Raw genomic sequence first — 12,259 nt, forward strand, 5'->3', positions numbered from 1 at the left:
CGGGGACCGCCGAGATCCATTCCATGTCCGGTGAATTCCTGCTGCCGGTTCACGGGTTTCGGCAGTTGGTTTCACAGTAAACGAACGAGGGAGCTCAAGGAAATGACCACCGCCATTGCCGCACCGAAGTGCTTGGTGTGCGACACCGAATTCGAGGTCCAGGAGGACTGGGAAAAGGGGGAGATCACCGAGTGCACGGCCTGCGGCCAGGAGCACGAGGTGGTCGAGCGGTCCGCCGCCGGCGCCCGGCTCGACCTCGCCCCCGAGGTGGAAGAGGACTGGGGCGAGTGACGACCGCCGATCAGGTCCTGCTCTCGGTGACGATGCTGCGGCCCGAGGAGAAACTGCTCCTCGGGGCGCTGCGGGCCGAGGGGCTGACGGCCCGGCCGTTGCTGATGGAGGATCTGGCGGAGGTCGTGGCGGGCCGCACCGGCGGCCCGCCCGCTCTCGCCGTGATCCGCAACCTGTCCCACCGGGACGCCATCAGCGTCTCCCGGCGGCTGGAGTACGCCGGGGTGACCACCCTCAACCGGTCCTCCGTCATCGAGGCCTGCAACGACAAGGGGCTGCAGTCACTGCTGTTCGCCCGCCACGGCATTCCGCACCCGGTCACCCGGCATGCCTTCAGTTACGACCAAGTGCGTTCCGCCGTCGATGAGTTGGGGATGCCGGCCGTCGTCAAGCCGGTGAGCGGCTCGTGGGGGCGGGGGGTCACCAAGATGGCCAACGCGGAGTGTGTCGAGGCGTGGGCCGGGGGACGGGAGTCCGCCGACGCGGGCGGGAAGCTGTTTCCCGTGGTCGTCCAGGAGTACGTCGACAAGCCGGGGCACGATCTGCGGGTCGTCGTGGTGGGGCGGACGCCCGTGGTGGCGATCCGGCGGGTGTCGGAGGACTGGCGGACGAACACGCATCTGGGGGCACGGGTTCAGCGGGTCGAGGTGACCGCCGAGATCGACAAGCTGTGTCAGCAGGTGGTGGATGTGCTGGGGCCCGGGTTCTATGGGGTCGACCTGGTGGAGGACCGGGCGGCGGGGGAGCTGTTGGTCCTCGAGGTCAACGCGAATCCGGAGTTCGCCAAGTCGTCCGCGGAGCATGGGGTGGATGTGGCGGGGTTGTACGCGGCGTATGTGGCCGAGCAGGTGTCGCTGACCGCGGTGGCCGTCTAGCGGGGTCTTTTTCGCCCCCGCCGCCCCTACCCGTCCCATCCCCAGGGGCTGCGCCCCTTCGCCCCCGCTCTCGGTGGGTTCTTCGGGTGCGGGTGTGTGGGGCTTCTCGCGCAGTTCCCCGCGCCCCTTCAGGGGTGCGGGGAACTGCGCGGCCCGCCCCCACCGGGCCGCACTCGACCATGCACCCCGCCCCACCCCCACCCCACCCCCTCCTCACGCAAGCGCATCAGAGAGGCCTATGTCCTATGGAACTGTTCGACACCGCCACCGTGCTCACCCGGGTTCTGACCTCGGGCGTGGTGATGAGCATCGAGAAGAGTGACCGGGAACTGCCCGGTCTCGAAAGGCTGTTGACGAAGAAGACGCGGCGCAGCAAAGCCGTGCTGCTCAACAGCCGGACAGGGGCGATACACGCCGCGCTGGCCGGTCAGGGGATCGGCCACGGGGACAGCGTCGCCCTCGCGGAGCCGGACGCGGAGACCGCCGCGTTCCTGGCCTGGCTCGGCGTGCGCGTGACGTCGTACGAGGAGCCCGCCGCGTACGACTACCTCGCGCTGGACCAGGCCAACGCCGACCGGCTCGGCGAGTTGGCCGCGGGGGCCACCGCGCCGGCGCTGGTCGTCGACCTGACCGGCCTCGGCTTCGGTCCGGCCGCCGCCGTGCTCACCGACGACCCGAAGCTCTGGGCCCGTGCCGAGCGGCTGAAGATCTTCGGCGCCTACGACCTGCGCACGATGTGGACGCAGGAGGAGGCGGACGCCGACCTCGTCCCCGGCGTGCAGTTCAACTACCGGCTCAGCCCGCTGGTCGCCGCCTGTGTGCGGATGGCCCTGACCCAGGCCGCGGCACAGACCCAGACGGCGCAGACCCAGACGGCCCAGACCCGCCCCGCCGCGATCTCCGGAGCGAACCAGTCATGATCACTGATTTCCCCAACTCTCCGCTGCCGCTGCCGAATCCGGCGGACCTCGACGACGAGCTCGCCGCCCTGGGCGGCGCCGAGATCATCCCCAAGGCGCTCCGCCGCACGCTCTTCCCGGTCATCACCAAGGAGGACGTGTTCAACCTGATGCTCGCCCAGCGGCAGGCGCCCGAGAAGGTCGTCGCCGACTTCGCCGAGGCCTACCGGGCGTACGTGGGCGCCGGGTTCGCGCTGCCCACCGCCAGCGGCACCTCCAGCCTGCACATGGCGCTCGTCGGCGCCGGGGTGCGGCCCGGTGACGAGGTCATCGTGCCGGCGTTCACGTTCATCGCCACCGCGCAGGCGGTCGTCGCGGCCCACGCCGTCCCCGTCTTCGTCGACGTCGACCCGGTCACGTACTGCATGGACCCGGCCGCCGCCGCTGCCGCGATCACCGAGCGGACCCGGGCGCTCATGCCCGTACACGTCCACGGGCTGCCCGCCGACGTCCCCGCGCTGCGCGCGCTCGCCGACCGGCACGGCATCGCCCTCGTCGAGGACGCCTCCCACGCCCACTCCGCGAAGATCGGCGACCGGGTCGCCGGCTCCTTCGGGGACGCGGCCGGGCAGAGCCTGATGGCCGACAAGAACTTCCCCCTGGGCGGGGAGGGCGGCATCGCCTTCTTCGCCGAGGAGGCCTCGTACGAGCGGGCCGTCGCCTATCTCGCCGAGCACGGCATCCACTACGGGATGTCCTGGGTCGCCGCCGCCTTCGGCAGCAGCCAGCTCAAGCGACTGCCGTACTACGACGAGATCCGCGCCCGCAACGCCGCGCTGCTCGGGGACGCCCTGCGCGAGACCGGGTTGTTCACGCCGCCGCACGTGCCGGACGGGCACGTCCACGCGTACAACATGTACCGGATCACGCTGCACCCCGAGGCCGTCGGCCTCGACGACCTGCCCGTGTACGCCGTCAAGGAGGCCGTGCACGAGCTGCTGGTCGCGGAGGGGGTGCCGGCCCGCGAGTGGCAGAACACGCCGATCCCGTGCCACCTGCCCTTCCGGCACCGGGACGGGTTCGGCAACGGCTACCCCTTCAGCCTCAACCCGGGCGCCGTGCGCGACCACCGGCCGGAGGACTTCCCCGTCACCCTCGGCATGCTCGACTCCACCCTCGTCCTCTGCCGCGAGCTGCGCTCCCCGGTCGAGTACGAGCGGATCCTGCGGTACGCCGACGCCTTCCGGAAGGTCGCCCGCCGCCCCGACGCCATCCGCAAGCTCGTCCAGGACCGCGACTACGTCCGGCCGTACGAGAAGGCGGCCCGCCTTGGCTGACATCCAGAATCCCGAGCGGATCCGGGTCGCCGTCGTCGGGGCCAGCGGGTACACCGGGGGCGAGGTCATCCGGCTGCTGCTCGAACACCCCCACGTCGAGCTGGCCTTCCTCTCCGCCGAGCGGGCCGCCGGTGCCTCCATCGGCAGCGTGCACCCGTGGCTGCGCAACCACCCGAAGGCGGGCGGGCTGAAGTTCCGGCCGCTGGCCGAACTGGCGGAGACCGACCCCGTCGACGTGGCCTTCGGCTGTCTGCCCACCGGGGCGCTGCCCGAGCGGCTGCCGCTGATCGCGGCGCACGCCAAGCGGGTGCTGAACCTGGGCGGCGACTTCCGGCTGCGCGCCGAGGACGAGGTGCGGACGCACTACCCGAGGACGGCCGAGCACCCGCCGCTGGAGGACTTCGCCTACTACGTACCGGAGTTGAGCGGCGACGTGCCCGAGGGGCGGTTCGTGAACCTGCCCGGCTGCATGGCCGTCACCACGATCTACGCCCTGTATCCGCTGTTCGCCGGCGCCGAGCAGCTGGCCACCGACCGGGTCGTCGTCGACGCCAAGACCGGATCGACCGGCGGCGGCCGGAACGGCAACGAGCCGCCCGCGGAGCGCAGCGGGAACTTCCGGGTGCACAAGCTGTACGGGCACCGGCACGCGCCCGAGGTCCGGCAGGCCATCGCCGACTTCACCGGTGCGGCCGTGGACCTCCGCTTCTCCACGCACAGCCTGGACGTGGCCCGGGGCATCCTCGTCACCGCGTACGCCGAACTCCGGGACGGCGTCACCTCGTTGGACGTCAAGCGGGCCTACGCCAAGGCGTACGTCGGCAAGCCGTTCGTCCGGGTCCGCCCGGCGCCGAAGGCCCCGCAGGACTTCCCGATGCTGAAGGCGGTCGTGGGCTCGAACGTCGCCGAGGTCGCCATCGCCGTCCAGGGCGGGCAGGTCGTCGCCGTCGCCGCCCTGGACAACCTGATCAAGGGCGCGGCGGGCCAGGCCGTCCAGGCGATGAACCTGATCCACGGCTTCGACGAGACCGCAGGCCTGCCGACCACGGCGGTGTCCCCATGACGACGCAGATGGAACGACCGGTCATGACCCCATCGATCCCGGCGGCCGCCGCCACCGCCCCCGACGCGCGGGCCGCGTCCCTCTCCGCCCCCGCTCCCGCCCTCCGCTCCACCCGACCCCTCTACGTGGTCAAGGCCGGCAGTGCCACGCTCGATCGCGGCACCATCCACAAGGAGCTCGCCGATCTGGTGGCCCGGGGCGCCCGGGTGCTGCTGGTGGCCGGTGGGGCCACCGGGATCGAGCGGCACTACGCGGCGATCGACCGGCCCATGCCGCACCTGCGGCTGGCCAACGGGGACTCCGTGCGGTACTGCCCGCCGGAGGAGATGGCCCACCTGGTCGACGCCTACGAGCGGGTGACGCTGCCCGCCGTGGAGCGGGAGCTGCGCGCGCTCGGGCTCAGTGTGTTCACCTCCGTCGCCGCGCGCGGCGGGCTGGTCAGCGGCAGGGCCAACCGGCCGCTGAAGGCGGTGACCGACGAGGGCCGGACCCTGGTCGTCCGCGACCACCGGGCCGGTGTGCCGACGGGCGTCGACGTCGACGGGCTGACCGCGCTGCTGGAGGCGTACGACGTCGTCTGTCTGTCTCCGCCGGTCGCCGACCCGGCGGGCGGCGCCCCGCTGAACGTGGACGCCGACGTGCTCGCCGCCGTGCTGACCGGCGCGCTCGGCGCCGACCATCTGCGGCTGGTCACCGGCACCGCCGGACTGCTGACCGACCCGTCCGTCCCCGACTCCACGCTGTACGACGCCTATCCGGGCGAGGGCGCGAAGTACGCGGGCGGCAGGATGCGGCAGAAGGTGCGGGCCGCCGAGATCGCCATGCAGGACAGCGGCGCCGACGTCGCCATCACCGGCCCGCACACGATGGGCGTACCGTCCGGCTGGACCCGGTTCTGGCGCACGAAGGAACCGGCGGCCGACCTCGGGCTGCTCACCCGGGTCGCCTGTGTGCCGTCGGTGTCGCGGGACGAGGCCGAACTCGCCGTCTACCTGGCCGAGTGGTGCCGGGAGCGCGGCATCGACGCCCATGTGGACGAGGTCGGCAACCTCGTCGCGACCCGGGGCGACGGCCCCCGGCGCCTGCTGCTCCTCGGTCACCTCGACACGGTTCCGCACCACTGGCCGGCCGAGTGGCGCGAGGGCGAACTGTGGGCGCGGGGCAGCGTCGACGCCAAGGGCAGCCTGGCGAACTTCCTGGAGGTGCTCGCCCACGCGGACATCCCCGAGGACGCCCAGCTGCGTGTGGTCGGCGCGGTCGAGGAGGAGATCTCCTCCTCCAAGGGCGCCTTCCACGTCCGCGACCGGTACCCGGCCGACGCCGTCGTCATCGGCGAGCCCAGCGGCTCGGGGACCCTGACTCTCGGCTACTTCGGCCTGTTCAAGCTCCGGATCACGGCGTCCGTGGCCAGCGGCCACTCCGCCGGGATGGACGCCGTGTCCGCGCCGGACCACCTGATCGACGTGCTCGGCCGGATCCGGGCGTCGGTGCTCGCCGAGGCGCCGGACGCGCTCAGCGCGGTCATCGACGTCCGCGTGGAGAACGGGCGCGAGCGCTCGACCGCCGTCGGGATCCTCAACTTCAGGGTGCCGCCCAAGGCCGACGTGGCGGCGCTCACGGCCGCCGCGCTGGGCCACGCCGCCGACGACGTACGCGTCGAGGTGCTGCGGGGCACCCCCGGGCACGCCGGCGGCCGGTCGAGCGCGCTGGTCAAGGTCTTCACCCGGGCCTTCGCACAGGCCGGGATCAGGCCCCGCTTCGTGGTGAAGAAGGGCACGTCCGACATGAACACGCTGGCCACCACCTGGCACGACGTCCCGATGGTGGCGTACGGCCCCGGCGACTCCGCCCTGGACCACACCGACGAGGAACGCATCGACCCCATGGAGTACCGCATCGCCCGCAGCCTGCTCGCCGACGCGGTCCACCGCTGGTTCACCCTGCCCGCCGGGCCCCAGGGGAGCCGACGATGACCACGGCCGTACTCGAAGACCTCCAGGCCGACGACGATGTGACGGCCACTCTCGCCGAACGTGCCGTCCAGGCGCGGCGGTTGGTCGTCGACATGGCGGCGAGCCCGCGCGGGTGCCACCTCGGCGGCAGTCTCTCCGTCCTCGACATCCTGATCGCCGCCCTGCACCGGGCCTCCGCCGGCGACGGCACCGAGGTCGTCCTCAGCAAGGGCCACGCGGCCGCCGGGCTCTACGCGGCCCTGCACGTCAGCGGGATCCTGCCGGAGAACCCGGCCCCGCTGTACGGCCTCGCCGGCCACCCCTACACCGGCCACCCCGGCCCCAAGGTGCCCGGTGTCCGCTTCCCCACCGGCAGCCTCGGCCACGGCGTCCCGTACGCCGCCGGCTGGGCGCTCTCACAGCGGCTGCGGGGACGGCACGGGCTCGGCATCGCGGTCGCCGGGGACGGCGAGCTGCAGGAGGGCCTGGTCTGGGAGACCTGCCAGGTCGCCGCCGCGCAGGAGCTCGGCAACTTCGTCCTCGTCGTCGACCGCAACGGCGGCCAGAACGACGGCATGGTCGCCGACATCTCCCCGCTGCCCCGGCTCGCCGAACGGTTCGCCGCGTTCGGGTTCGACGTCACGGAGGTGGACGGCCACGACCTGGGCGCCCTCACCGCCCTCCTGGCCGAGGACCGCACGGCCGCCCGCCGCCCCCTCGCGGTCGTCGCCGACACCGTCAAGGGCAAGGGCGTACGGGCCGTCGAGGGCAAGGCCGCCTGCCACTACGTGACCATCGACCAGGCGCGCGCCGCCAAGTGGAAGCGAGCGATCCGATGAGCCTCTCGGCAACCGTGGCCGCCGCGTCCAACGCGGCCAACGCGACCACGGATACCACCGCGACCACTGATACCACCGCGACCACCTCGACCCTCACCGACGAGCGGCCGGTGACCCTCTCCGGCCGCGACGCCTACCGGGACGAGCTGACCCGGCTCGCCGCCTCCGACGACACGATCGTCTGCCTGGAGGCGGACCTGGGCGGCAAGGGACACCCCTTCCAGGCCGCCCACCCGGAGCGCTTCCTCAACCTCGGGATCGCCGAGGGCGCCATGGTCGACATGGCGGCGGGCCTCGCGGCCGGCGGCCACAAGCCGTTCGTCAGCACCTTCGCCCCGTTCGCCGCCCTGCGCGCCGCCGAGAGCCTGAAGCTGACGCTCGGCTACCTGGCCGCCGGTGTCACAGTCGTCGCGCCCTACGCCGGAGTCTCCGGCGCCTGGTTCGGGACCACCCACCACTGCCTGGAGGACCTGGCGATCCTCCGCAGCGTGCCGGGCGTGACCATCGCGGCCCCCTACGGCGACGCCGAGATGCGCGCGGTGGTCCGGGAGGCGGTCCGCTCCGGACGCCCGCACTACATCCGTACGGGACGCAACGCGACGTACGAGTCCCTGCCGGTGACCGGAGACGAACTCCCGCTCGTCAACTGGGAGTTCGACGCCACTGCCACTGCCACTGCCACTGCCACTGGGACTGGCACTGGCACTGACACCGGCAACGCCACCGTCCTGGACCCCGTCTGCCTCGTCTCCGTCGGCGAGGAGGGCACCCGTCTCGCCCTCGACGCCCGGCGGACCGTGCCCGGCACCTCCCACGCGCACCTCGTCTACCTGGACCACGAGAACCTGACGCGCGCCGCCGCCGAACTCGCCCGCCACCACTCCCGGTTCGTGGTCGTCGAGGAGCACCGGGGCCAGGGCGGCGTCGCGGAGGCGCTCGCGCTGCTGCTGCCGGAGTGCCGGGTCACGTCCGTCAGCGCGGACCGGAGCTGGCCCTCCCAGGGCGGCGACCACAGCGAGGTCATGGCCGCCCTCGGCCTGGACCTGCCCGCCGTACTGGACGCACTGGTCCCCACGAACTGATCGCCCCCACACAACCTCTTCAAGGAGCCCTGACATGCACATCCTCATGATCGAGTGCAACCCGAACGGCATGGCCGGTATCGCCAACGCCCTCGACCTCGGCCACGACGTCACCCTCGTCTCGGTCGACCCCGACTTCTACCTCGCCGTCTCCCCGCTCACCGAGGCCGCCTACGCGCACCCCAACTGCCGGGTCATCAAGAGCGAGAAGGCCTTCTCCATCGAGGAGCTGACCGCCCTGGCCCGCGAGGTGCACGCCGAGCGTCCGGTGCACGGTGTGACCACGTACAGCGAGTACCACACCGTCCACACCGCCGCCGTCGCCGAGGCGCTGGGCCTGCCCGGGATGAGCGTCGACGGCGCCCGCAACGCCCGCCACAAGCACCTCACCCGCCTCACCCTCGACGGCACGGGCATCCGGCAGCCGCGCTTCGCACACGTCTCGGACCCGACGAAGGTCGAGGCGGCCGTCCGTGAGATCGGCTTCCCCTGTGTGGTCAAGCCGTCCGACGGCACCGCCAGCCTGCACGTCCTGCACCTGAAGGACGAGGACGACCTGACCGCCTACCTCGCCGAACTGGCGGAGGTCGTCGACTACGGACGCGGCGTCGTCCGTATCCCCGACATCCTGATCGAGGAGTTCGTCACCGGTGAGCTGATCTCCGTCGAGTCGTGCGTGCTCGGCAAGGGGGAGGTCGTCAACCTCGGTCTGACCGACCGTCCGCTGAGCGGCTTCCCGCACTTCATCGAGATGGGCGCCACCTACTTCACCGGACACCCGCTCCAGGACGAGCTGTTCGCGATGACCACGAAGGTCCTCGACGAGCTGGGCGTCGACTTCGGCTTCATCCACACCGAGTTCCTGCTGGGCCCCGACGGCCCGGTGCTGTGCGAGGTCAACGGCCGGCTCATCGGCGGCATCGTGCCGAGCCTGATGCAGATCAGCTCCGGCGTCGACGCCTACCTGGAGGTCATCCGCCAGGCCCTCGGCGAGCGCCCCGAACTGCCCTTCCCCGGCGAGACGATCGCGGGCGGCCACTGGTTCGGCTCACCGGTCGCCGGCACGGTCGAGTCCATCGGCTTCGACGGCCTGAAGGACCTGCCCGGCTTCCACAGCGCCCTCGCCTACAAGAAGCCCGGCGTCGAGGTCAGCCGGCTCTCCAAGAGCAACTTCGACTGGATCGGCCACATCATCTTCACCGGCGCCGACCGCGACGAGGTCAACAAGCGCAACGAGGAGGCCCTGGACGCCATCGACCTCCGGCTGAAGGTCGAGGTCGCCCGATGAGCCAGGCCGTACCGGGCCAGGGGGTGTGGAGCGAGGAAGGGACGGTCACCCTGCGCGGGGTGGCCGTCCCGGCCCTCGACCCCGAGGCGCTGTACGACGTCACCACGGAGAACGGCGTCTTCACGGCCTTCACGCCGGCCGGCCCCCGGCAGGGCGGCGAGCACGAGCTCTGGCCCGGCTACACCGAGACCCACGCCCATGTCTCGCTCCCCGCGAACTGGGACGACACGGTCGAGGACCCCCGGATCGTGGCCCTCCAGTACCTCTACCACGGGGTCACCCACGTCGTGGACATGTTCGGTTTCCCGCTGGTCGCCGACGCCTGGGCGGCCGGCCGGGAGGCCTCCCCGTGGCCGTACCCGGAGATCGTGCACTGCGGCTACGCGGTGACGGCGACGACCGACGCGGCCGGCCGCACCGGCCACGGCGTCGAGTTCCCGGCCCCGGTGTACATGCTGGCCGTCGAGTCCGACCTCGACCACGCCCTGCGCGCCAACGCCGAACGCGGCGGCACCTTCCTGAAGGTGATGTTCACCGACGGCACCGAACAGCCCGGCAGCCCGGTCCGCTTCTCCCGCCTGTCGGAGCGGGTCCTGCGCTTCACCGCCCGCATGGCGCGGGAACGCGGCGTCACGGCGGTCATCGACTGCAACACCCTCCAGGAGACCCGCTGGGCGTACGAGTGCGGCTTCCGCCTCTTCGCCCACACGGTCCGCGACCGCACGCTCGACGCGGCCGACTGGAAGGAGTTCGAGGAGGCGCGCTTCGTCTCCACCCTCGCCGGGCTCCGCCCCATGATCATGACCGGCGAGGAGTTCCTGACCGAATACTCCCGCGAGGGCTTCGCCGAGACCCAGGACGTCCGCAACCTCGACTTCGTCAAGGGCATCGAGAAGCCGTACGGCATCGAGTACGGCGTCCAGGAGACCCGCACCGCCGCCCTCGCCGACATGCGCCGCAACGCCCTCGCGGCCCTCGGCCGGGGCGATCTGCTGGTCGGCACCGACTCCGGCAACACCGGCGCCTACCACGGCTACTCCCTGCTCAGCGAGCTGGACCTGCTGCGCGGCGACGACGCCTCGCTGGACGGGATGCTGCGCCACCAGGCCACGGTCGGCGGCCGCCGCTACTTCGCCGAGCTGAGCGGCGACACGACGGGCGAGCACCCCCTGCGGCCCGGCGCCCCCGCCACGTACAACCTCCTCCACCCCTCCGCCCCCGACCGCCCGCTCTCGGCCCTGCCCGTCCGCACGGTCGTCCGGGGCACGGAGATCGACCGCCCGGCGCTGGCCCGCGAGATCGCGGAACTCCGGGCGGGCACCGCCACCACCGACCTGAAGGGAACGGCCGCGTGACCATCGAACGCAGGCGGGCGCTGATCGGCGTGAACGCCGGCATCTTCCTCGCCCACATCGGGAACTTCATCTGGTTCCCCGTCCTCGTCGCCTCCCTCGGCGGCACCGACAGCGGCTTCTGGGCCGGCGTCGTGATGTGCATGACCTACGTGGGCCGCCTCGCTGCGACCTTCTTCTACGAGGGGGTCGCGGCCCGGATCGGCATCCGGGGCGCGGTGTTCGCGGGCACCGCGACGGAGGCGGTGGCCCTGTTCCTGATGGGCTTCGGCGACGGCGTCGTCGTCTACTCGGTGCTCGCCTTCCTCATCGGCCTCGGCTCCGGCACGGCCTTCCCCGGCCTGAAGAACATCCTCGTCTCGTACCCCGACGACGAGCGCCCGAAGGCCTTCTCGACCTTCCAGATGTCGGCGCAGGTGGGCCTCTTCGGCGGCGCGCTGGTCGGTGGTCTGCTGGCGGACGTCGACCTGCGCACCCTCTTCTCCGTCGTCTTCGCCATCTTCATCGGCTTCTGCCTGGCGTCCTCGGCGTTCATCCCGAGGGACGGGTTCGGCGAGGCCCCGGCGGCGGACCAGGCCAAGCCTCCGCTGCTGAGCACGGCCGTCTTCAAGGGCATCGAGGTGCGCGGGGCCACCCGCTACTTCCTCCTCTCCGCCGTCTTCTGGTTCCTCTCCATCGGCTTCATGGTCGGCATCCCGCTGCACATGGAGGAGTACGCGTCCGGGTGGGCCCCGTCGGCCCCCTTCTGGATCACGGGGCTGACGGTGCTGGTGCTCCAGTACCCCCTGTTCAAGTTCCTGATCAAGCACCTGCGCCCGGGGGCCGTGATGGCGCTCGGTCTGGCGGGCATGACGGTCGCCTTCACCGCGTTCGGCGCGGGCCGCACCGTCCCCTGGGTGGTCGTGGGCTGCCTCACCGTGGTGCTGGGCGAGATCCTCTTCGTCCCCTCCTTCGACATCTGGGTCGCCCGCAAGGTCCCGGCGGACCGCCTCGCCAAGGCCATGGGCGCGATGCACTTCTTCCGCAGCGCCGGCAACATGATCGGCTCCCTGCTGGCGGGCATCCTCTTCGACCTGGCGCTGTCCTGGGACGTCCCGGGCGCGAACTGGTACGTCGCCGCGCTGATCGCCGCGGGGTGCGCCGCGATCTGCCTGTTCAGTGCGGACGAGGGTGCGGCTGCTGCCGCCGCCGAGACCGCGGAGGAGGAGCGGGAGGGGGCGGCGGCGTAGGGGCGCCTGGGCGCCTCATGGCTCGGGGGTTCCTGTTTCGTCGCCGGGTGCG

At 72.0% G+C, this 12,259-nt stretch carries 11 protein-coding genes; all 11 read left to right on the top strand.

What is annotated here, in order from left to right; genetic code table 11:
- Positions 1-102 precede the first annotated feature (102 nt).
- The 11 genes from ACZ9QC_RS27120 (at position 103) to ACZ9QC_RS27170 (ending at position 12,207) form a co-directional block, all read left to right on the top strand.
- Positions 103-291 (top strand): lysine biosynthesis protein LysW, encoded by a 189-nt coding sequence (locus tag ACZ9QC_RS27120; protein ID WP_046703902.1) that lies wholly within the window; start codon positions 103-105, stop codon positions 289-291.
- Positions 288-1,166: a RimK family alpha-L-glutamate ligase gene (locus ACZ9QC_RS27125; RefSeq protein ID WP_472915502.1), complete on the top strand. Its 879-nt coding sequence runs from the start codon at positions 288-290 to the stop codon at positions 1,164-1,166. The genes ACZ9QC_RS27120 and ACZ9QC_RS27125 overlap by 4 nt, the downstream gene beginning before the upstream one ends.
- A 245-nt stretch (positions 1,167-1,411) precedes the next feature.
- Complete coding sequence (locus tag ACZ9QC_RS27130; RefSeq protein ID WP_472915503.1) at positions 1,412-2,086, top strand: degT/DnrJ/EryC1/StrS aminotransferase; 675 nt, start codon at positions 1,412-1,414, stop codon at positions 2,084-2,086.
- Positions 2,083-3,402, top strand: a complete 1,320-nt coding sequence (locus ACZ9QC_RS27135) for a DegT/DnrJ/EryC1/StrS family aminotransferase (protein WP_472915504.1) — start codon at positions 2,083-2,085, stop codon at positions 3,400-3,402. The genes ACZ9QC_RS27130 and ACZ9QC_RS27135 overlap by 4 nt, the downstream gene beginning before the upstream one ends.
- Positions 3,395-4,465: an N-acetyl-gamma-glutamyl-phosphate reductase gene (argC, locus tag ACZ9QC_RS27140; protein WP_472915505.1), complete on the top strand. Its 1,071-nt coding sequence runs from the start codon at positions 3,395-3,397 to the stop codon at positions 4,463-4,465. The genes ACZ9QC_RS27135 and argC overlap by 8 nt, the downstream gene beginning before the upstream one ends.
- Positions 4,466-4,488: 23 nt before the next feature.
- Positions 4,489-6,438 (top strand): M20/M25/M40 family metallo-hydrolase, encoded by a 1,950-nt coding sequence (locus ACZ9QC_RS27145; RefSeq protein WP_472915506.1) that lies wholly within the window; start codon positions 4,489-4,491, stop codon positions 6,436-6,438.
- Positions 6,435-7,256, top strand: coding sequence for a thiamine pyrophosphate-dependent enzyme (locus ACZ9QC_RS27150; RefSeq protein ID WP_472915507.1), 822 nt, complete (start codon positions 6,435-6,437; stop codon positions 7,254-7,256). Before ACZ9QC_RS27145 ends, ACZ9QC_RS27150 begins: the two co-directional genes overlap by 4 nt.
- Positions 7,253-8,338, top strand: a complete 1,086-nt coding sequence (locus tag ACZ9QC_RS27155; protein ID WP_472915508.1) for a transketolase family protein — start codon at positions 7,253-7,255, stop codon at positions 8,336-8,338. Before ACZ9QC_RS27150 ends, ACZ9QC_RS27155 begins: the two co-directional genes overlap by 4 nt.
- A gap of 34 nt (positions 8,339-8,372) precedes the next feature.
- A complete protein-coding gene (locus ACZ9QC_RS27160; RefSeq protein WP_472915509.1) occupies positions 8,373-9,626 on the top strand; it encodes an ATP-grasp domain-containing protein in 1,254 nt (417 codons plus the stop codon).
- A complete protein-coding gene (locus ACZ9QC_RS27165) occupies positions 9,623-10,981 on the top strand; it encodes an amidohydrolase family protein (protein WP_472915510.1) in 1,359 nt (452 codons plus the stop codon). The genes ACZ9QC_RS27160 and ACZ9QC_RS27165 overlap by 4 nt, the downstream gene beginning before the upstream one ends.
- The gene (locus ACZ9QC_RS27170; RefSeq protein ID WP_472915511.1) at positions 10,978-12,207 is read left to right on the top strand and encodes an MFS transporter; all 1,230 of its coding nucleotides are present in this window, start codon (positions 10,978-10,980) and stop codon (positions 12,205-12,207) included. The genes ACZ9QC_RS27165 and ACZ9QC_RS27170 overlap by 4 nt, the downstream gene beginning before the upstream one ends.
- The last annotated feature ends 52 nt before the right edge of the window (positions 12,208-12,259 follow it).

It is taken from the genome of Streptomyces sp. HUAS MS02 (assembly GCF_055702265.1).

What these genes read in the sequence shown, in the direction of transcription:
- ACZ9QC_RS27145 (WP_472915506.1), top strand. Translation starts at nt 4,489, where the DNA reads ATGACCCCATCGATCCCGGCGGCCGCCGCCACCGCCCCCGACGCGCGG.
- ACZ9QC_RS27165 (WP_472915510.1), top strand. Translation starts at nt 9,623, where the DNA reads ATGAGCCAGGCCGTACCGGGCCAGGGGGTGTGGAGCGAGGAAGGGACG.
- ACZ9QC_RS27160 (WP_472915509.1), top strand. Translation starts at nt 8,373, where the DNA reads ATGCACATCCTCATGATCGAGTGCAACCCGAACGGCATGGCCGGTATC.
- ACZ9QC_RS27155 (WP_472915508.1), top strand. Translation starts at nt 7,253, where the DNA reads ATGAGCCTCTCGGCAACCGTGGCCGCCGCGTCCAACGCGGCCAACGCG.
- ACZ9QC_RS27150 (WP_472915507.1), top strand. Translation starts at nt 6,435, where the DNA reads ATGACCACGGCCGTACTCGAAGACCTCCAGGCCGACGACGATGTGACG.
- ACZ9QC_RS27130 (WP_472915503.1), top strand. Translation starts at nt 1,412, where the DNA reads ATGGAACTGTTCGACACCGCCACCGTGCTCACCCGGGTTCTGACCTCG.
- ACZ9QC_RS27135 (WP_472915504.1), top strand. Translation starts at nt 2,083, where the DNA reads ATGATCACTGATTTCCCCAACTCTCCGCTGCCGCTGCCGAATCCGGCG.
- ACZ9QC_RS27120 (WP_046703902.1), top strand. Translation starts at nt 103, where the DNA reads ATGACCACCGCCATTGCCGCACCGAAGTGCTTGGTGTGCGACACCGAA.